The 19,759-nt window shown below is 46.4% G+C and carries 18 protein-coding genes; 10 read left to right on the forward strand and 8 right to left on the reverse strand.

Going from position 1 to position 19,759, the window contains the following annotated elements; genetic code table 11:
• Window positions 1-71: 71 nt before the first annotated feature.
• Together AXX12_RS17620 and AXX12_RS17625 are read right to left on the reverse strand one after the other, a co-directional pair.
• On the reverse strand, window positions 72-2,822 hold the full coding sequence (locus AXX12_RS17620) for a cation-translocating P-type ATPase (protein ID WP_066245574.1): 2,751 nt from the start codon (window positions 2,820-2,822) through the stop codon (window positions 72-74).
• Window positions 2,823-2,920: 98 nt separating this feature from the next.
• Entirely contained in the window at window positions 2,921-3,256 is a 336-nt protein-coding gene (locus AXX12_RS17625; RefSeq protein WP_066245576.1) for a hypothetical protein, read from the reverse strand.
• A 439-nt stretch (window positions 3,257-3,695) separates the two neighbouring features.
• Between AXX12_RS17625 and AXX12_RS17630 the strand changes: the two genes are divergently transcribed.
• From AXX12_RS17630 to AXX12_RS17655, 6 genes are all read left to right on the forward strand, one after another.
• A complete protein-coding gene (locus AXX12_RS17630) occupies window positions 3,696-4,118 on the forward strand; it encodes a hypothetical protein (RefSeq protein ID WP_156478714.1) in 423 nt (140 codons plus the stop codon).
• Window positions 4,106-4,360, forward strand: a complete 255-nt coding sequence (locus AXX12_RS17635; protein WP_066245580.1) for a F0F1 ATP synthase subunit C — start codon at window positions 4,106-4,108, stop codon at window positions 4,358-4,360. Before AXX12_RS17630 ends, AXX12_RS17635 begins: the two co-directional genes overlap by 13 nt.
• A gap of 64 nt (window positions 4,361-4,424) precedes the next feature.
• The gene (locus tag AXX12_RS17640) at window positions 4,425-5,057 is read left to right on the forward strand and encodes a TrkA C-terminal domain-containing protein (RefSeq protein ID WP_066245581.1); all 633 of its coding nucleotides are present in this window, start codon (window positions 4,425-4,427) and stop codon (window positions 5,055-5,057) included.
• Window positions 5,058-5,177: 120 nt separating this feature from the next.
• On the forward strand, window positions 5,178-6,344 hold the full coding sequence (locus tag AXX12_RS17645; RefSeq protein WP_066245582.1) for an ABC transporter ATP-binding protein: 1,167 nt from the start codon (window positions 5,178-5,180) through the stop codon (window positions 6,342-6,344).
• Window positions 6,341-6,982, forward strand: a complete 642-nt coding sequence (locus tag AXX12_RS17650) for an ABC transporter permease (protein WP_066245584.1) — start codon at window positions 6,341-6,343, stop codon at window positions 6,980-6,982. The genes AXX12_RS17645 and AXX12_RS17650 overlap by 4 nt, the downstream gene beginning before the upstream one ends.
• Window positions 6,983-6,998: 16 nt before the next feature.
• The gene (locus AXX12_RS17655) at window positions 6,999-7,895 is read left to right on the forward strand and encodes a glycine betaine ABC transporter substrate-binding protein (protein WP_066245586.1); all 897 of its coding nucleotides are present in this window, start codon (window positions 6,999-7,001) and stop codon (window positions 7,893-7,895) included.
• Between the two features lie 47 nt (window positions 7,896-7,942).
• Here AXX12_RS17655 and AXX12_RS17660 read toward each other — a convergent pair whose 3' ends face one another.
• The 3 genes from AXX12_RS17660 to AXX12_RS17670 form a co-directional block, all read right to left on the reverse strand.
• The gene (locus AXX12_RS17660) at window positions 7,943-8,443 is read right to left on the reverse strand and encodes a 3-isopropylmalate dehydratase small subunit (protein WP_066245588.1); all 501 of its coding nucleotides are present in this window, start codon (window positions 8,441-8,443) and stop codon (window positions 7,943-7,945) included.
• Between the two features lie 12 nt (window positions 8,444-8,455).
• Entirely contained in the window at window positions 8,456-9,709 is a 1,254-nt protein-coding gene (locus AXX12_RS17665; RefSeq protein ID WP_231881949.1) for a 3-isopropylmalate dehydratase large subunit, read from the reverse strand.
• A gap of 194 nt (window positions 9,710-9,903) precedes the next feature.
• Window positions 9,904-10,581 carry a TerC family protein gene (locus AXX12_RS17670; RefSeq protein ID WP_082816966.1) on the reverse strand — a complete coding sequence of 226 codons (678 nt, stop codon included), beginning with the start codon at window positions 10,579-10,581 and terminating at the stop codon, window positions 9,904-9,906.
• A gap of 339 nt (window positions 10,582-10,920) precedes the next feature.
• Here AXX12_RS17670 and AXX12_RS17675 point away from each other — a divergent pair, with 339 nt between their 5' ends.
• From AXX12_RS17675 to AXX12_RS17685, 3 genes are read left to right on the forward strand one after another with little or no spacing between them, the layout of a single operon-like run.
• On the forward strand, window positions 10,921-11,532 hold the full coding sequence (locus AXX12_RS17675; protein ID WP_066245593.1) for a TetR family transcriptional regulator: 612 nt from the start codon (window positions 10,921-10,923) through the stop codon (window positions 11,530-11,532).
• Between the two features lie 35 nt (window positions 11,533-11,567).
• A complete protein-coding gene (locus AXX12_RS17680; protein WP_331711630.1) occupies window positions 11,568-12,728 on the forward strand; it encodes an efflux RND transporter periplasmic adaptor subunit in 1,161 nt (386 codons plus the stop codon).
• Window positions 12,729-12,739: 11 nt separating this feature from the next.
• Window positions 12,740-15,886, forward strand: coding sequence for an efflux RND transporter permease subunit (locus AXX12_RS17685; RefSeq protein ID WP_066245597.1), 3,147 nt, complete (start codon window positions 12,740-12,742; stop codon window positions 15,884-15,886).
• 52 nt (window positions 15,887-15,938) lie between these two features.
• On the opposite strand, the gene AXX12_RS17690 is transcribed toward AXX12_RS17685, so the two are convergent.
• The 3 genes from AXX12_RS17690 to lgt form a co-directional block, all read right to left on the reverse strand.
• Window positions 15,939-16,601, reverse strand: a complete 663-nt coding sequence (locus AXX12_RS17690) for a TerC family protein (RefSeq protein WP_066245599.1) — start codon at window positions 16,599-16,601, stop codon at window positions 15,939-15,941.
• 152 nt (window positions 16,602-16,753) lie between these two features.
• Window positions 16,754-18,070, reverse strand: a complete 1,317-nt coding sequence (locus AXX12_RS17695) for a hemolysin family protein (RefSeq protein WP_066245601.1) — start codon at window positions 18,068-18,070, stop codon at window positions 16,754-16,756.
• Between the two features lie 202 nt (window positions 18,071-18,272).
• Entirely contained in the window at window positions 18,273-19,088 is an 816-nt protein-coding gene (gene lgt / locus AXX12_RS17700) for a prolipoprotein diacylglyceryl transferase (RefSeq protein ID WP_066245602.1), read from the reverse strand.
• Window positions 19,089-19,225: 137 nt separating this feature from the next.
• Between lgt and AXX12_RS17705 the strand changes: the two genes are divergently transcribed.
• Window positions 19,226-19,756 (forward strand): TlpA family protein disulfide reductase, encoded by a 531-nt coding sequence (locus AXX12_RS17705; protein ID WP_066245603.1) that lies wholly within the window; start codon window positions 19,226-19,228, stop codon window positions 19,754-19,756.
• Window positions 19,757-19,759 lie beyond the last annotated feature (3 nt).

Raw genomic sequence — 19,759 nt, forward strand, 5'->3', positions numbered from 1 at the left:
AAGATTTAAACTGATTAACGGGCGCCAAAAGGCGCCCGTTAATCAGTTTAAAGTCTAATTCCGAAAGCTTTTTAATACTCGCTTGCTTGAGTGCTAGAAGTCTGGTTAACAGGGCTAGCAGTGCTGGTATGATAGAAGTGTTTCGTCAATTCAACAACTAGGAAGGGGATCGGCGCCAACAGTGCGAGTACGCCCCAATGCTGCATCGTAGGCTCAATAGTCCGGAACAATGCGTGCAGTGGTCCGTAGAGAGCGGCGAGGAGCAATGCAAACGCTAGGGCGTTTCCGGCGTTGAGATATTTATTGCTGAACAAGCCAAGCTTAAATACGGAGAAATGTTCGGACCTCGCACTGTATGCACAGATCAACTGGTTAGCGATCAAGGTAACAAACGCGAATGTCCGGGCAGTTGCAAGGTCTCCGCCCGAGGACTGCATCCCATAGTAGAAACCGCCTAAAACCGTAATTGTCATAGCTACGCTTTGTACGCCAATAAACATTTTCATCGTGCGATTGAGGAGCGGTTCTTCAGGATTGCGCGGCGGCACCTCCATCACATCTGGTTCTTTTTTCTCCATGCCTAAAGCCAGCGCTGGGAAGGCGTCAGTAGCCAGATTAACCCATAACAGTTGGATAGGAAGCAGGGGAACAGGCCACCCGATCAGCATGGCACAGAACACGACCAAGATTTCCGCCGTGTTGCAAGACAATAGAAAATACACGAATTTGCGGATATTGGAGTAGATTACCCGTCCTTCTTCAACAGCGGCGACAATGCTGGCAAAATTATCGTCAGTTACGACCATGTCGGCAGTTTCCTTGGTAACGTCAGTACCGGTAATGCCCATGGCGACGCCGATATCTGCTTTTTTCAACGCCGGAGCGTCATTGACACCATCACCGGTCATAGCGGCAATCTGACCATTAGCTTTTAGATTCTCAACAATTGCCACCTTGTGTTCAGGCGAAACACGGGCAAATACGTTGGCCGCCATAACAGTTTGACGCATTTGGTCCGGGGTTAATTCATTCAACTGCTGTCCGGTACGGACTTGATCCTTATGCTGGGCAATGCCGAGATCTTTAGCGATGGCGAATGCGGTATCCGGATGGTCGCCTGTGATCATTACCGCTCTGATGCCTGCGGCTTTGCATAACTTTACTGCTTCTTTGGCTTCACTGCGAGGCGGATCAATCATACCCATGAGACCGACGAATGTCAGGTTTTTCTCTATCTCATCAGAAGTCAGTGTAGCAGGCATTTGGTCAAATTCACGGTACGATACAGCCAGAACCCGCAGCGCCTGAGACGCCATTTCGCTGTTTGCTGCGTTAATCGCCTGTCTATGATCTTCGGAAAGCGGCTCTATCCCGCTTTCTGTTAACAGATTTAGGGAGCGGCTAATCAGAATGTCTGGCGCGCCTTTTACGTAACACCGTATTTTGCCATTTTCATTATGGAAGGTTGTCATCATTTTTCGATCAGAATCAAAGGGAATTTCCTGAACCCGTAGACATGAATCCCCCAGCGTATCGGTTCCATAGCCACCTTTAGCGGCGGCTACCAGTAGTGCTGCTTCAGTGGGATCGCCGACGATGCCCCAGGCGTTTGTTTCTTCATTCTGTTTGATTTTCGCATCATTACAGAGTGTTGAGCCAGTAAGCAAGGTAGCCAGTCCCTGTTCTGAACCCTGCTTGATCGTTTGCCCATTACAAAGCACTTCACCTTCTGGAGCGTAGCCCTCACCGGTGAAAGAAAACATTTTACCTGAGGCAAACGCTTTGGTTACCGTCATTTGATTTTGTGTCAGAGTGCCGGTTTTATCCGAACAGATAACTGTGACACTGCCTAGAGTTTCGACAGCATGCAACCGTTTGGCGATGACGTTCCGCTTAACCATACGCTGCATTCCTAAGGCCAGTACAATGGTCACGACTGCAGGCAATCCTTCGGGAATCGCGGCTACGGCCAGGCTGACAGCTGTCATTAACATCTCGGTTGCTTCATGCATGTCAAGTTTTCCATCAAGATACGCTTCATATATACCAAGGGCAAATACGAGTGCGCAAACAGCCAGACACAACAAACCTAAGCCTTTGCCGAATTTCTCCAATTTTTTCTGGAGAGGGGTGGCCTCTTCCTCATAGGATTGGAGCATGCCGGCAATTTTGCCGATCTCGGTGCGTATAGCTGTTTCAACAACAACCCCCTTACCACGGCCATATGTCACAATGGTACTCATAAAGCCCATATTGTGGCGATCGGCCAAGGGAACCTGCCCTGTCAATAGCTCTGCCGTTTTCTCTACAGGTACTGATTCGCCGGTCAAAGAGGCTTCTTCGACCTTTAGATTCATCGACTCAACGATGCGAATATCAGCGGGAATATAGTCGCCCGCTTCCAACAAGACCACGTCACCAGTGACCAGTTCCCGGGAAGGAATGATCATAATCTCGCCGTCACGTAAAACCTTGGCGTGAGGCGCTGCCATCTTTTTCAATGCATCCAAGGCCTTCTCGGCCTTAAACTCCTGAAAAACCCCAAGAAAGGCATTTAATAGTACGATTGCCAGGATAACGATAGAGTCTGTAACCTCGCCAATTGCGACAGAAATCAAACTCGCGCCAATAAGAATTAGTACCAAAAAATCCTTAAATTGATTGATGAACTTTTGTAACAGAGTCTCATGCTCCTGCTCGGGAAGTTCATTGTAGCCTGCTTTTAGGCGCTCTATAGCGTCTGTTCTTGATAATCCATTCTCCGGATGTGTTTTGAGATTTTCGGCGATGTCTGATACAGACGATTGATACCATTCTTTCATTTTTCCCTCTCCTTTTTCCGTCAAAACCAGTTGCGATTTGGCATTCCTGTTTTGGAGGCCCTCGCCATTGGAAACGGGCAACGAAGGATGTCCGCGGATCAAAAAGGCAGGTTGCCTGGTTTCTGATCCAGCTTCGCATACGCCCAGAACGAATACGCGATTCCTACGCCATATCCCCATTCTGCTCGTAGTGAAAGACACAACAACGCTGTAGCGAGTCCAAATACTACATGAATCGGTCTTTCTAAAGTTTTGCTTAGATACACTGCCATCGTAAAGATCGCGTAAGCCCAGAGAAAACTGGACCATCGCAGCATATCATAAATTTGGTTATGATAGCCTTGCTCTGGGACAATAGTGGAGGCAACTTGAGAAACGATGGAAATAACGCTGGAAGTTACGCCTACATAGCCTGTGATTTTTGGCCAGTTCATTATCAGCCCCCCTTAATTACTACGCAGGCGCCGAAATTCATGATGACACAATACTTCATCATCGCTTCACCTCCTCTCCTAAAAGAAGCGAGACCTTGCCGATAGCGGCAAGGTCTCGCCTGCAACTTCTGTTGCCAACAAAGCCGGGCGACTAGCGCCGTCCTGACGACTTTGCTGTAAGGGCTACTCCCCTTGAACGGTAAAACTATAAATAGTCTATATATTTATTATAGTCAAATAACAATGGATTTCAAGTGATTTCCATGTAAATACTTTGTATTCATAATCAACTTGTAGTTTGACCAAAAAAATAATTAGATAGGCAACTTTTTTCCTTATTCTGCATATAGTACAGTGAAGCACTTAGTGGGCATTGTCTAACATGCCCTAAATTATGACATATAGTCATAATTTATTCATAGTGTAAAGAGGTGTGCTTGTGATGGGGGAATTTCGCATCATTAGCGGTAGACAGTGCGTAATTGTCATGATGGCTTCGGGCATTGCTGTCAGTATAGTTGTTACACTGGTTGGTTTTGGGCAGCACGTCTTTGCTATTCTCTATGGCACACTTACCGGAATTAGTTACTATATGTTATTGAATTTTCAATATCAGAAAGGTCTGCGGACCAGTATACAGCAGGCGGCCATGAACATAAACAACGGCTTAATCAGCCGAGTGTGTGTCGTGGTCGCATTTGTTTTATTTGGCGAATACTGTTTGAATATCCATATCATCGCTGTCTTAGCTGGGCTATTTATTACTTTGCGGATAGTAATCATTTGGCAGGTCATCAGTATTGCCTGTGATAACGATCAAATCGAAAATATGGGAAAGGAGAGTGACCTATGGAAAGAGTAACCATAATCGTCTGTTCGATCATTGCGTCTGTCTTTATTCTTATCAGCACAATGCTGAGCGCTACGAACGGCGACACAAGAGTCGCAGATACAACTCTTGACGCTATTGGTAAGAAACCGGAATTAAAGTCATCTTTGCTGCCGACTATGTTGATTTCTATTGGGTTAATTGAGTCAATTCCGATTATCGCCACAGTTATTGCCATCGTATTAATCATTGCAAATCCATATTTGGGGAAATGACTTGTTATCTTTCGAAAGTGGCTATATAATTTGAGCAAGAGAAAATCAGACAAAGTGGGGGAAGATGTTGAAAAGCAGCTCACTATATCGTTCGATTGCACTTGATATAGCTCAACGTATCATTAACGGCGACTTTGCGAAAGGGGCTAAGCTATCAGGCCGAACGTTGCTCGCCAGTCAGTATAATGTCTCGCCAGAGACGATTCGCAAGGCGATTGGTTTGCTCAATACCGAAGGCGTGGTTTCAGTTTCTCAGGGAAAAGAGATCACAGTAGTGAGCGTGGAAAAAGCCTATGCATTTATTGAACACTATAAGAGTTCAGAGTCTGTATATTCGTTGCGCCAGGAGATCGAGCTCTTGTTGAAACAAAAACAGGAGCTCGATGCTCGCTTTGAGGCGATGCTTACAGACATCATTAACTATTCAGACCGTCTTCGCAATTTGACTCCGTATAATCCAATTGAAATTGAAGTCGAAACAACGGCGCATGTTGTGGGCAAAACCATCAGTGAGTTGCAAATGTGGCAGCGGACAGGAGCCACAGTAGTAGCAATTCGACGCGGTACTGAAGTTATGATTTCGCCTGGACCGCTGGCCCGACTGGCAATCGGCGACCGGATTGTACTGGTCGGAGACAGTGAAGTTCTGCAGCGAATGGAGAAGTATTTGAAGATGCCGAAAGAAACGCCTGAATAGGGCGTTTCTTTATTAATCATTACTAACAACTTGAATTATTGAGTGAAATTTTTATTTGAGGTTGCGCAACTAACAACTTTAGAATATAATAGAGTTGTTGGACGCAGAAGGAGAGGTTATATGATTAAATTTGAACAAGTCTCAAAAAGGTATGATAAAATCACGGTTTTGAATGAAATCAATCTACAGGTTCAAGCCGGTGAAATCTTTGTACTCATTGGACCGAGCGGCTGCGGCAAGACTACAACGATGAAGATGATTAATCGCTTGATTGAGCCGTCCTCAGGAAAAATTACTATAAATGGCACAGACATCAGTGAACTTGATCCAGTCGAATTACGGCGTAATATTGGCTATGTCATTCAAAGTATTGGTTTGCTGCCACACATGACCATAGCGGAAAATGTAGCGCTTGTACCGCGGCTAAAGAAATGGGATGAAGATGCATATATTGACCGCGTTAATGATCTGTTGAAAATGGTAAAACTAGATCCGCAAATTTATGGAAACCGTTATCCGGCTGAACTGAGTGGAGGTCAACAACAGCGTGTAGGCGTAATTCGCGCCATGGCGGCTGACCCGCCGATTATTCTGATGGATGAACCGTTTAGCGCTTTAGATCCCATTAGCCGTGAACAACTGCAGGAAGAACTGGTTCGTCTGCAGGAAGTTATGAAGAAAACTATTGTCTTTGTAACTCATGATATGGACGAAGCACTGAAGATTGGCAATCGTATTTGTTTACTGCATAATGGCAAGGTTGTTCAATTGGATACACCAGAGCAAATATTGCGTCATCCTGCCAATGAGTTTGTTCGCGGCTTCATTGGCGAGAGTCGTTTGAGAAATAACGCAACGTTGCCAGCTATTTCAGATGTTATGGTACGTCCGATAACGTCCAGACCGAATAAAGGGCTGGCAGAAGCCATTATGCAAATGCGCAAGCAAAAGGTTGACACCTTGCTGATTGTGGACTCTGATAACAAATTGTTGGGGAGGACTAGTGTCTGGGATATCCAAAGTCGTTTCGATGATGAGAATCTAGCGCTGCGAGATGTGTTAGACCCATTTGCTCCTTGCATCGCGGTCAACTGCGAGCTGACAGACGCGATACAAATGATCAGTCAAGAACAGGTTTCTTATCTGGCTGTAGTTAATTCAGATCACAAATTACTTGGTGTATTAACCAGAGCCAGTTTAGTGGATGTTATGGCTGAGCAATTTTCGAATGGCACAAATAATAAAGACGCCATGACGGCGAGTGAACAGAAAGGGGTGGTCGCATGATCATGGATTTGTTGGCGATCATGCAAAATCGCTGGGAAGATATCCTGTTAGCCTCCTGGCAACACCTTGAACTTACTTTGATTTCTCTGGCAATAGCCAATTTAATCGCCATTCCGCTGGGAATTCTCCTGACTCGATTCAAACGATGGGCTGAACCGGTGATTGGAGTAGCTGCGGTCATTCAGACGATTCCCAGTCTGGCCTTATTAGGATTTATGATTCCCTTGCTGGGAATTGGTAAAGGTCCGGCGATTGTTGCGCTAACGCTTTATGGGTTATTGCCGATTCTGCGTAATACCTATACGGGAATTGTTGGTGTTACGCCAGCGGTTGTCGAGGCTGGAATTGGCATGGGAATGACCTCGAGGCAGGTTTTGCTGATGGTGGAACTACCAATGGCTTTGCCGATTATTATGGCCGGGGTTCGCACAGCCACCGTCTTATTGGTTGGAGTTGCTACTCTAGCAGGTCTTATTGGCGCTGGAGGTCTGGGCGATTTGATCTTCCGGGGGATATCGATGGCCAACCCACAACTGATACTGGCAGGTGCGCTGCCAGCCGCAGTAATGGCAATAGCTTTTGATTATGTATTAAAACAAACTGAATTTAAGGTGCAACCCAAAGGACTAAACAGATGAGATTGGAGATCGATGTATGAAAAAAAAACTACTAGTATGTATTCTGATTATGACAATGGCGCTAGTCTTTGCAGGCTGTTCCTCGTCTGACAAGAATAGCGGCAAGGTTGTCATTGGCGGGAAAAACTTTACCGAGCAAGACATACTCGTGTATTTGATGAAATACACGATTGAGGAGAAAACCGAGTTAACGGCAGAAGTTAAGCCATTCCTTGGCGGAACCAACATTGTTGCTCAAGCTCTAGACCGGGGTGATGTAGATATCTATGCAGAGTATACCGGGACAGGATTAATGAATATCTTGGGTCAGCCGTTGGTTTCCGACCCGCAAGCAGCCTATGATAAAGTAAAAGCAATGTATAAAGAGCAAAAGAAAATCATTTGGCTTGAGCCTTTTGGTTTCAACAATACTTATACGATTACCATGAGAACCGATGTCGCTGATAGCCTGGGTATATCAAAAGTCTCTGATCTTGTTGGCAAAGCATCTGAGTTAAGCTTCGGCTGTACGCATGAATTTCTAGAACGGCCAGATGGACTTAACGGATTGCAAGAGAAATATGGAATACAGTTCAAACAGGTGAGCGGTATGGATCCTGGTTTGACCTACGCTGCGGTACGCGACAAGAAAGTCGATCTTATTGATGGGTTCGCTACTGACGGACGGATTCCAGCTTTCAATCTGAAGGTGCTAGAAGATGATAAACAATTCTTCCCACCTTATTTTGCAGCCCCGATTGTTCGCGAAGATACTCTGAAAAAACATCCGGAAATTGCCGACGCATTAAAACTGCTGGCAGGAAAAATTGATGATAAGGAAATGGCGGCCTTAAACGCCAAAGTCGATTTGGAGAAAAAAGACGCCAAAGAGGTAGCTAAGACTTGGCTAAAAGAAAAAGGGATTATTAAGTAAACCATAAAGCAAAAGGCCATCTAAATTTAGATGGCCTTTTGCTTTATTTACGACTTTATCGTCCCATACTGTTTCTCAAGAAAGGGAATTAATCCGCCTGCGGATAGGACATCCATGACTGGTTCGGATAAGGGAGCAGTCTTGTACTGTTCACCTTTGGTGATATTGGTTATTATCCCTGACTCAAGATCAATCTCCAAAGCGTCTCCGTCCTGGATTTTATCAATATCCGGACACTCTAGCACTGGCAGGCCAATGTTTATTGCATTACGATAGAAAATACGAGCAAAAAACTTTGCAACAATTGCGCCTACCCCTGCCATTTTCAAAGCAATCGGCGCAGTCTCGCGGCTTGATCCAGGACCAAAGTTATCTCCTGCGACTAAAATGTCGCCAGGCTGAACTTTGGACGCAAACTGCTCATCAATTCCTTCCATAGCATGTTGGGCAATTACTTCCATTGATTTTTCCAGGTATTGCGGCGGAGAGATTAAATCGGTATTAATATTATCACCATACTTGAGAACATTACCTCGAAGTGTATGCATTAGAACCACCTCCTACAGATACTTGCGCGGATCAGCGATTTTTCCTTCGATTGCGGTAGCAGCCACAGAGGCAGGTGAACCGAGGAAGAGATCAGACTCTTTGTGTCCCATTCTGCCGACAAAATTGCGATTGGTAGAAGATATTGCCCGTTCGCCACGAGCCAGAATTCCACTGTGCAGCCCAAGACATGCGCCGCAACTGGGAGCCAGTATCATAGCCCCCGCGTCAGACAATGTCTCAATGATGCCTGTGGTAATGGCCTGGTGATAAATAGAGCGGGAAGCCGCTGAAACCAGAAAACGAACGCGTGGATGAACTTTTTTCCCCTTAAGGATTTTAGCTGCTTGTGCCAAATCGTCAAATCTGCCATTAGTGCATGAACCAAGGTATGCCTGATGAATCACTTCACCTTCAGCCTCACTAACATCCACTACTTTGTCTACTTCATGAGGCAGAGCAATTTGCGGGACAAGCTTGCTGGCGTCAAAAGAATAGCGCTCGCTATAGATCGCATCTGGGTCACTATATTGTGGATCTCCACGCTGAGCGCCGATGGCAGACAAATAAGCAAATACTTTCTCATCAGGCGCGATTAGGCCAGTTTTGGCACCTGCTTCCACGGCCATGTTGGTAATAGTCATTCTTTCATCAACCGTTAGGTTTTCGATCGCATTGCCGGCAAATTCCATTACCTTGTACGTGGCGCCTGCCTGTCCAATTTCTTTAATAGTGCGCAAAATAATATCTTTGGCAAAAACACCAGATTGCAATTTCCCGTTCCAGGTAAACAAGATGCTTTCAGGTACGCGCAGCCAAATTTGACCTGATACCAGTACACCCAACATCTCTGTCGAGCCAATGCCTGTACCAAAACAACCAAAAGCACCGGCAGTTGTCGTATGAGAGTCGGTTCCTACCATCAGTGAGCCGGGAATGTCAAATCCTTTTTCAGCTAGTACTTGGTGGCAGGGGCCAAGGCCTTCATAATACTTTCCAATTCCGTATTCTGACGCCCAGTTCCGCGTAAACTGCAGAATCTCTGCCTGCGTAATGTTGGCTGCAGGGGAATAATGGTCCGAAATTATAACCACTTTTTCCTTATCCCAGACTGTGTTCCCTAGCTTTTTAATTTGGTCTGCAATGACAACTCTTGGCCCCAATAGGTCGTCCATCATGGCGGTATTGATATTTGCCCATACAAAATCGCCAGGTTTGACAGCGAGTTTGTTAGAAGCCTTGGCAATGATTTTCTCTGCCATGGTCATGCCCACGAAAATTCCTCCTTTGTTGTTGGGCTGTTAGCCAAAAGTAGCAGAACGCCCAAGTTGTAGTTTGCATTTTTCACCAAAAACTATAGCTTTTGCTAGATGGATTCTTTTTCGAAGTGGCGAAATCCTGCTGTTTACAATAACAAGAAAGAACGCCATTAGGCGTTCTTTCTTGTTATTGTAGTTTGATATTATTCGTTGCTTACTTGTTCCTGCCGCTTTTCCATCTGTTTGCCGACAGTTAGCACAAAGAGCGTAATCAACAACGGACATAGCCAAGACGCAATACTGATCACTGAGGTGAGGTAGCTGCCGACAATTTTGTCGCTCATGACCATTGAACCGGCAGTCCAAGCCAAAATACCAGCACCTGCGTAAATCAGAACTGGATATTTTGTCATCAAACTAGATATCCATTTGCTGCCCCAGACAACGATTGGTATGCTGATGGCTAGCCCTAATATAACCAGAGTCATATTGCCATGTGACGCACCAGCTATCGCCAGTACGTTATCGACCCCCATAATCGCGTCAGCAACGATGATGGTTTTTATCGCTCCCCAAAAAGAGGAGGAAGCATCAATGTGTTCTTCAGAATCGTCTTTTTTCAATAACTTAATCGCTACCGGAATCAGCAATAGACCGCCTATTGCTTGCAAGTAGGGTGTTTTCATCAACCAAACTGCAGCAAGGGTCATTAAAGTGCGGATTAGGATCGCGCCAAAAGTTCCCCAGTAGATTGCTTTGTTACGCTGATTAATCGGCAGGTTGCGAGACGCCAAAGCGATGACAATTGCGTTGTCGCCGGCCAGAACCAAATCAATCGCGACGATGGAGAGTAGGGCGGTTAGAAAGTCCATGTCTAGCATTAGCAAAGTCCTCCTTAAATGTCAATGTAGTTCCAATAGAGCTGGTGTTTTTTGGCAATCAAAAAGACCTCTGCCAATTAGGCAAAGGTCTGGCTACACTGACGTGCTCAAAGCCGGTGGTTTCCCACGAATTGTCGACTTTGTTACAGGTTTCCCTGCTAGCTACTCCCCTTTGTACTATTCTCTATTGTACAATAATTATTACATCTAAATGCAGGCTTGTCAAGCGATGAGAACAGGAAATTTCAATGAGAAATGGTAGACAAAAACAAGAGATCGTACTATACTTAAATACATGATTTAAATAGAAATTTAAAATGCTAAAAAAAGGAGGGGCAAATGAAAATAGAAGTTCCAATCGATAAACCAACAGTCTGCAAAATAATTAAGGCGGCTGTTCCCCTATTTGCAATGAAGGGCGTTGCAGCAGTGTCGGTGAAGGAGCTGGCTGAAGCTGCAGGCGTAAATGTTGCGTTAATCTCCTATTATTTTGGCGGCAAAGATAATTTGTATGCTTTTGTTCTGGAACATCAGTTGGCCATACTCGATGATTCACTGAATGTTATTCAACAGGAAGAAGCGTGCCCGGTTGCTAAAATCAGGCGAATGGCGATAACCATCGCTCATCTACATAAAGAAAATCCATACTTGGACCGCTTATTTTACAGCGAAATGACTAACCCGACGAAATGGTTTGAACCCTTTATTTTGAATGCTGCCGATAAACTTCATTCGTTTCTCAAAGACTGCATCGTTGAAGCCATCTCTCGGGGACAATTTCGCTCTGATTTGCAGCCGGATTTTGCGGCTATTTCCTTGCTTAAAATCTTAAATCTCTCTTTAATTACTCTGCTTGTGTCAAAAGAGTTATTGCCTCCGGCCGATGACCCGATTGAAGTATACATAATACAGGCACTTGACATTTATTTACGTGGGGTATCAAATCCATAATACGCCCCAAACCAAAATACGAGGAGGAATAACAATTGTTTCCCATATCCACGATGAAACGCTCTTTTTTTAGCCTAGTTGCGCTGACTGCCACTCTGTTGGCGGTTGGCTGTGGCGGAAAGCCGGCGCAGGCGCCGCAGGCTGTTGAGGTTAAAGCTATGCAGGTCATTCAGCAAGATACACCGATTACCTATGAGTTTATCGGCCAAGTGCAGCCAAAAACCGAAGCGCAGATTAAGGCCAGCGTGTCCGGCAACATCGTCGCTAAACATGTGGCAGGCGGCTCGACGGTTACCAAGGGCCAACCGTTGTTTGAAGTCGATTCTCGTCAGTATGAAACCGCATTGCTTAATGCGCAAGCGCAACTGGCGCAGTCACAGGCGGCGTTGAGCAATTCCAAATTAGAAACTTTGCGGTATAAGCAACTGGCTGCGCAACAGGCGATTGCCCGTCAAATTCTTGATACCGCCGTCTCGACCGAACAGCAGCACTCAGCTGTTGTTGCGGCAAATCAAGCCAGAGTGCGGCAGGCGGAAAATGACATGCGGGATACGGTGATTGTCTCGCCGATTGATGGCCGCATGGATGTCAATGAGTTAGATGTCGGTAACTTTGTACAGGCAGGTCAAACCGTGATTGCCACAGTTTCCACAGAGGACCCGATGCTTGTACAGTTTAGCATGAGCGAAATGTTATATCTGCAGTTAGCTCAGCATTATGTTGATGGTAATGGGATGACTAACGGCTGGGGGAAAGACCTAAAGCTGGTTCTAAGCGATGGTTCGGAATATCCTCTGACCGGGCAAATTCAACAGGTTGATCGCGGCTTAACGAAGAATACCGGTTCACTTACACTTAAGGCTACTTTTGCTAATCCGAGAAAGTTGTTGCTTCCTGGCATGTTTGCCCGGGTAGTTGCTCAAGGCGAGGTACGCAAGAACGCTCTGCTGATTCCACAAAGAGCGGTTCAGGAACTGCTTGGCAAAACATTTGTCACTATCGTGGGAGAAGGCGATAAAGCTGAACAACGCGAAGTAAGGATGGGTGTTCGTGTTGGCAATCTCTGGTTGGTTGAATCAGGGTTGTCGGCAACTGACCGTGTCTTGGCGGAAGGGGCCGCCAAGACCCAACCGGGAATGCCGCTAAAAGTTATCATGATTGGACCGGACGATTTAAAGACTCCGGTTAAGCAGTAGGGGGTATACCGGTGGCAAGATTTTTTATTAATCGTCCTGTCTTTGCGATCGTCTTATCGATTATCATTACATTGGCAGGATTAATTTCCGCCGTAAACTTGCCGATTGCGCAATATCCACAGATTACGCCGCCGACAATCAGTGTTCGCGCCGCGTACCCTGGTGCCAACTCTGAAGTAATCGATCAGACGGTGGCGCAGGTTATTGAACAGCAGGTTAATGGCGTAGACAATATGGTTTCTATGAGTTCGACCAGTTCAGACTCTGGCTCCTATTCACTAAATGTAAAGTTTGAGCTGGGTACAGACCCTGACATGGCGTCTGTCCAAGTCCAAAACCGGATTGCCCAGGCGAATTCGTCTCTGCCGCAATCCGTGTTGAATGCTGGAATTACTACCAAAAAATCCGCCCAGGATATGGCGATGGTTTTTACTTTAACCTCGAAGAATGGGCAGTATGATTCAAACTTTTTAAAGAATTATGGCAGTATCTACATCGTTGAAGATCTCAAGCGCGTTAAGGGCGTCGGCGATGTCATGGAGTTTGGCTCAGACTATAGTATGCGTATATGGCTGCGCCCGGATAAAATGGCTCAGCTTGGCATCACCGCCAGCGAAGTTGCCAGCGCGATTAACAAACAAAATATCCAGGCGCCTGCTGGTACAATCGGGCAATCGCCTTCACCTGCTGAGCAGGAGTTTCAATATTCGGCCCGTGTTAAAGGTCGTCTCACCGAAGTCAGCGAGTTTGAAGAGATTATCATTCGCAGCCAGCCAGATGGTTCGGTTGTTCGAATCAGAGACATTGCCACAGTCAATCTTGGCTCCAAAGATTATAACGTTGATGCCTATAACAACGGCATCACATCGGCAGGATTTGCCATTCAATTGAGCAGTGATGCCAATGCTTTGGAAACAATCGGCAATGTCAAACAGGTTATTGCCGAAGCGGCTAAACGTTTTCCGCCCGATATGGATTACAAGGTTATTGTTGACAATACCAAGTTCGTACAAGCATCTCTGACAGAGGTGGCCAAAACGTTTGCAGAGGCTTTGCTATTGGTTCTTGTCGTGGTATTTCTCTTTTTGCAGAGCTGGCGGGCAACGCTTATTCCGATGCTTGCAGTCCCTGTTTCTCTCATCGGTACTTTTGGCGCGTTTGTTGCCCTCGATTTCTCGATAAATACTTTGACCATGTTTGCGATGGTTCTGGCAATCGGCTTGGTTGTCGATGACGCGATTGTTGTTATTGAGGCAGTTGAACAAAATATGCGTGCTCATGGCCTGAGCCCGCTTGATGCAACCAAACGGGCAATGGAAGAAGTATCAGGTCCGGTTGTTGCCATTGCCTTCGTGCTTGCCTCGGTATTTATCCCGGTCGCTTTCTTTGGCGGCACGATGGGAGTACTATACAAACAGTTTGCCCTGACGATTGCCATTTCTATGGCCTTATCAGCAATTGTTGCTCTATCGTTGACTCCGGCGCTGTGCGCACTGATGCTGAAACCTCATAACCCAGACGCTCACAGCGGCTGGCTGGGACGTTTCTTTGATAAGTTTAACATCTGGTTTGACCAGACAGTGGAGCGCTATGGGTTTAGCCTTGGGAAAATCGTTACCCGCGGACGCCTGTGTGCAGCTTCAGTTGTGCTGGTGCTCGTTTTCTGCGTCGTCTTAGCGAATCGCGTCCCGTCTTCGTTTGTGCCCAACGAAGACCAAGGCTATTTCCTGAGTTTGGTATCATTGCCGGAGGCGGCTAGTCTAAATCGCACCAACGCAGCAGCTCTCAAACTCGAAGAACAAATTCGTTCTCAATCTGGCGTTGAAAATTCAATGGCTATCGTTGGATTTGATATGCTGGATGGCGCAATGAAGCCTAACTCGGCAACCATCTTTACTGGATTGGCTTCATGGGAAGAACGTAAGGCTCCTGAGCTTGCGGTCGATAAGCAAATTCAGAGCGTATTCCAGAAAGGCGCTCACTTGCCTGAAGCAACCGTTCTTGCTCTTAATCCGCCTGCTCTTCCCGGCATGGGTTCTGTCGGCGGCTTCACGATGATGCTCGAGGATAGATCAGGCGGCAGTCTGGAAGCATTAGACAACGTGTCCAAGCAATTCCTTGCTGCGGCGCGTCAACGACCGGAAATCGGCATGGCTTACTCCACATTTAAGGCAAATACACCAGGATTCCGCTTCAACGTGGATCGTGATAAAGCCGAAAAGCTCGGTATTCCGGTTAATGATGTCTTTAGTACGCTACAGACTTTCTTAGGCGGCTTACAGGTAAATGACTTTAATCGCTTTGGCCGAACCTTTAAGGTCATCATGCAAGCAGAACCTAAGTATCGTAATGATATCGAATCAACCCGCAATTTGTTTCTGAAAAGCTCCAATGGAACGATGGTACCACTTAATACACTGATCATTCCGGAACCGCTCAACGCAGCGGCAACGATTAAACGGTTTAATGCTGTCCGGGCGCTGCAGATTAATGGTCAGCCGGCGCCTGGATACAGTTCAGGCCAGGCCATTGCAGCTTTGGAAGAGGTTGCTAAACAAGTACTGCCGACAGGTTACACGTATACATGGGACGGCCAGAGCCGGGAAGAAAAAGTCTCCGGCGGCAGAGCACCGATTGTATTCGGCCTGGCATTGCTGTTCGTGTTCTTGTGTTTGGCTGCCCTGTATGAGAGCTGGAGCATTCCATTCGCCGTATTGCTTTCGGTTCCTACAGGAATACTTGGCGCTTTCTTATTTCAGTATGTGCGTGGTTTGGAAAACAGCGTATATATGCAGATCGGTTTGGTCATGCTGATTGGTCTTGCGGCTAAGAATGCTATTCTGATTGTCGAGTTCGCAAAAGTGAGAACCGACAAAGGGATGCATCCGGTGCAGGCAGCTATCGAAGCATCTAAACTTCGGCTGCGTCCGATCATCATGACATCGCTGGCCTTCATCATCGGCTGTCTGCCGCTGATGTTTGCCAGCGGCGCAGGGGCAGCCTCCCGTAATGCTATGGGAACTGCTGTCGTCGGCGGTATGACGATAGCGACAGTACTAGGGTTATTCCTGATTCCCTGTCTGTTTGTAATGGTGGAAATGGTTAAAGACAAGCTCTCAAGGAAAAAGTCAGTAAGTGTACCGCAGAACCCTGCCTAATACAAGAAAAGCTCCATCCACACTAACGGATGGAGCTTTTCTCTGTGTCGTGTTAAATCCGGACGCGTTCCTGAAGTTTGCCTGCGATTAAAACAAACACTGTAACCAGTAGTGGTACCAGCCAGTCTGCCGAATTAAACAAAGACAGGAGAGCAGTTCCAATAATATTGTCATTCATTACCATTGTACCTGCCGTCCAGGCCAAGATCGCCGCTCCGACATAGATGAGAACAGGATATTTCACCATCCAGGCGGAAATCCATTTACTACCCCATATTACTATAGGTACACTGACCAGCAATCCAAGGATGACTAGTAGCATATTGCCATGAGAGGCGCCTGCAATTGCCAAGACATTATCGATTCCCATAATGGCGTCGGCGACAATGATGGTTTTAATCGCACCCCAAAAACTGGAGGATGCGTCAATGTGCTCAGATGGGGTCTCTTGTTTCAACAAATTGACGGCTACCGGGATAAGCAGAAGTCCCCCTAGCGCCTGCAGGTAAGGTATCCGTAATATCCACACGGCAATAAGCGTCATCAAGGCTCGAATAATAATCGCGCCAAACGTGCCCCAATAGATCGCTTGGGTTCGCAGCTTCCCAGGTAATTTCCGGGATGCGAGCGCGATGACAACAGCGTTGTCGCCAGCTAAAACCAAATCGATAGCAATAATCGAAAGCAACGCGGCAAGAAATTCTGCGTCAAGCATCAATTATTCCCTCCTGCGTTAGTTTTGGTCGCAAAGCAGATATACTATTCTATTACAAGGGTGAAGAGCATAAACCAATGTTTTGCTTTTCGCAAGTATTTAATAGAAAAAACAGCAGCCTGTCCTACAATGGACGGCTGCTGTTTCTTGACTTACACGTCTAGCGGCGGCGTCGGTGTGATGAGAACCTTGTCAACGCGGGTGCGGTCCATATCAACAACTTCAATGCGCAATTCATTCCATTGGATAGAAGCGGTCGGGCCAGGTATGTAACCTAAATAGGAAACCACAAACCCGCCGAGAGTGTGGAAGTGATCACGATCCTCGCCAGGTAACTCATCAAGATCAAATAACTCCTTGAATTCTTCGATGGGTAGCATACCATTGATCAGCCAAGAACCGTCTTCACGCTGCACAATGTCCGGATCTTCATCTTCGTCAAAAGATGGCATGTCACCAACAATTTCTTCAAGAATATCGTCTAAAGTAACCAATCCGGAAACACCGCCATACTCATCAGCCACCAGCGCAATTTCTGCACCCGAACTTTTTAATAGCTCCAGGGCTTTCAATGCACGCATATTTTTCGGAATATAGAGAATGTCGCGAGCCAAAGCGGTAATATCGAATGTGTTGCCTGCAATGTGTTGAATAAGTAATTCTTTGACAAAGACCACGCCGATAATCTCGTCAATTTTGCCTTGAGCTACAGGTAACCAGGAATGCTTGGACTCTAAGCAAGTTGTGAGGATAGTTGCCGACGGCGCATCAACATTTAACCATTCGATCTGGGTTCGTGGAGTCATTAATGCGCCAATGCGAATATCGTTAAGCAAGAAGACCTTATCAACCATGTCTTTTTCAGTTTCTTCAAATACACCAGATTCTGTGCCCTGGTTAATTAAAATGCGAATCTCATCTTCTGTAACCGGCGGTTCGGTTGACGGTTTGATCGAAAACAATCGCAAAATCACCTGGGTGGAAAAACTGAGGAAATTTACTACCGGTTTGGTGAATCTGGAAAAGACTGACATGGGACCGGCCAAGGCAATAGCTATTTTTTCTGGGAATGCCATCGCTAAACGCTTAGGGACCAGCTCGCCGACAATGAGCGAGGCATAGGTGATACCTGCGACGACAAGCCCTAGACTAATCGCGTCACTATACCTAGCCAGAAATGGGATCGTCTTTAGCAGTTGGCTTAACACTTGCGATAGGGCACCGCCACCGAACGCGCCAGTAAGAATTCCAATTAGCGTAATGCCGACTTGAACAGTGGATAACATATGATTCGGCTCTTTTGCCAATTGTAAGGCAATGCGGGCGCCGGCGACGCCATCGTCTTGCATTTGTTCAAGCCGCGATTTACGGGAAGAGACAATGGCCATTTCCGTCATCGAAAAAATTCCATTTGCCAGGACTAATATAGCGATGATTAGCAGTTCAAGTCCAATACTGGGTGTATCCAATGGGACAAATCACTCCTTGTTAGAAGTTCAAGAAATTCAGCTGCGTTTTATTAGCGCAGTAATCGTGAAGGTGCGTTAGCGCGAAGCCCCACGAAGCGCGCAAGCGTCGCAAAGTGAATTATTATAAAAACCTTTGTGCGTTTTGCAATCTTAGTGCTAATCGCTCTTGCTCTCAAAAAAAGGCCTCACCAGCAACTCTTCTTTATCGTTTACCCTTTTTCACAGGCTGATTCGTCGCTGGCTCGCTAATTTTTTGGCCTTTTAAGCCAACCAAAATGAACAGCGCTGTGCCGATAATGATGACTGCCAAGCTAGTCAACTGAGCGGATTTGAGACCCAAGGCCAAGGTTCCGTAGTCACCACGGAGAAATTCAAGAAAAAAGCGGGCTATCGAGTAGAGAACTGCGTAGGCGATAAAAACTTGACCTTTGGCGTGGTTCGTTGTACGCAGAATCAGCAGCAATACAAAAATGATGATGTCGATTTGTCCTTCCCAAACTTCCGCCGGCCAGAGCGGCTGATTACCGTAGACTTGATGCGCCAACGTCGTATCCGGATAGACAATGCCAAAATTGCTGCCGGTGGGGCGGCCAAAAGCATCCCCATTTAAGAGGTTGGCGATGCGTCCAATGGCTTGTCCCATGATAACTGCAGGCGCAGCGACAATGTCGGCAAAGGCCCAGGTGTCAATGTGGTGTTTCTTAGTATACCAATAGCCGACCAAGGTTCCCAGCACTACACCGCCTTGAATTGCCATGCCGCCTTGCCAGACAAAGGGGATCTCCAACAGATGATGCTGGTAATAGTCCCAATCAAAAAAGAATACATCCCACAACCGGGCCCCGATAATACCGGCCAAACCGCAGTAAATCCCCATGTCTGGCACATGCTGATGCCAACGCCCGTCCTGCTTGGCCAAAAAGTATGCAGTCGCGGTAGCCAGTATGATGGCAAGGCTTAAGACCAATCCATAACTTCGGATGGGGAAATCACCGATAAAAAATAAATACTGGTGCATAAATACCTCCTGTGTTCCGTATGATGCATAAATACAGTTTGAGCGTCTGTCGGCCTGCAGATGCAGGAATCGGTGAACTGGACGCGAATACCTGAGATAATGGCAACAAGTGATGAAATTTCGGTGGAGGGAATTCAATGAGAAAACGCTTTCTAGTTATCGCTGCGATCGCCTTAGTTCTGACGGCAGGCTTCTGGTACTTCATAAAAGATACGACTGGTCAGACGCCCGCAGCTCCCGAAACGGGGATTACCGTTGGCAAAACAGCGCCGTCATTTACCCTCCAGACAATAGACGGACAATCATTCAAGATTGGAAAAACAGGCAAGATTACGGTGTTGAACTTTTGGGCTACCTGGTGTCCGCCTTGCAGGGAGGAGATGCCGGAACTAGAGGTATTTGCAACAAAGCATAAAAATGAGATTCTCTTTGGCGCGGTTAATTTGCAAGAGCCGGTAGAAAAAGTAAGAGCGTATCTCGACCAGAATAATTACACGATGCCTGTGCTTTTAGATCCTGATGGAAAAGCTGGTAGCGAATTCCTCATTCGGGCAATCCCGACTACAATTATTTTGGACAAAAATGGAGTTATTCAATTTCGTAAATCAGGGCCGGTAACTGCGGATGAATTGGAAACGGTTTTAAAGGAAGTGCAAGCTAAGTCCTAGAGG

The sequence above is a fragment of the Anaerosporomusa subterranea genome (assembly GCF_001611555.1).
GTDB lineage: Bacteria > Bacillota > Negativicutes > Sporomusales > Acetonemataceae > Anaerosporomusa > Anaerosporomusa subterranea.

Bases quoted from the DNA above. Each gene is read 5' to 3' on its own strand.
- AXX12_RS17640 (WP_066245581.1), top strand. From the start codon at position 4,425: ATGTTGAAAAGCAGCTCACTATATCGTTCGATTGCACTTGATATAGCT.
- AXX12_RS17675 (WP_066245593.1), top strand. From the start codon at position 10,921: ATGAAAATAGAAGTTCCAATCGATAAACCAACAGTCTGCAAAATAATT.
- AXX12_RS17645 (WP_066245582.1), top strand. From the start codon at position 5,178: ATGATTAAATTTGAACAAGTCTCAAAAAGGTATGATAAAATCACGGTT.
- AXX12_RS17635 (WP_066245580.1), top strand. From the start codon at position 4,106: ATGGAAAGAGTAACCATAATCGTCTGTTCGATCATTGCGTCTGTCTTT.
- AXX12_RS17620 (WP_066245574.1), bottom strand. From the start codon at position 2,822: ATGAAAGAATGGTATCAATCGTCTGTATCAGACATCGCCGAAAATCTC.
- AXX12_RS17625 (WP_066245576.1), bottom strand. From the start codon at position 3,256: ATGAACTGGCCAAAAATCACAGGCTATGTAGGCGTAACTTCCAGCGTT.
- AXX12_RS17705 (WP_066245603.1), top strand. From the start codon at position 19,226: ATGAGAAAACGCTTTCTAGTTATCGCTGCGATCGCCTTAGTTCTGACG.
- AXX12_RS17665 (WP_231881949.1), bottom strand. From the start codon at position 9,709: ATGACCATGGCAGAGAAAATCATTGCCAAGGCTTCTAACAAACTCGCT.
- AXX12_RS17690 (WP_066245599.1), bottom strand. From the start codon at position 16,601: ATGCTTGACGCAGAATTTCTTGCCGCGTTGCTTTCGATTATTGCTATC.
- lgt (WP_066245602.1), bottom strand. From the start codon at position 19,088: ATGCACCAGTATTTATTTTTTATCGGTGATTTCCCCATCCGAAGTTAT.
- AXX12_RS17670 (WP_082816966.1), bottom strand. From the start codon at position 10,581: ATGCTAGACATGGACTTTCTAACCGCCCTACTCTCCATCGTCGCGATT.
- AXX12_RS17655 (WP_066245586.1), top strand. From the start codon at position 6,999: ATGAAAAAAAAACTACTAGTATGTATTCTGATTATGACAATGGCGCTA.
- AXX12_RS17650 (WP_066245584.1), top strand. From the start codon at position 6,341: ATGATCATGGATTTGTTGGCGATCATGCAAAATCGCTGGGAAGATATC.
- AXX12_RS17660 (WP_066245588.1), bottom strand. From the start codon at position 8,443: ATGCATACACTTCGAGGTAATGTTCTCAAGTATGGTGATAATATTAAT.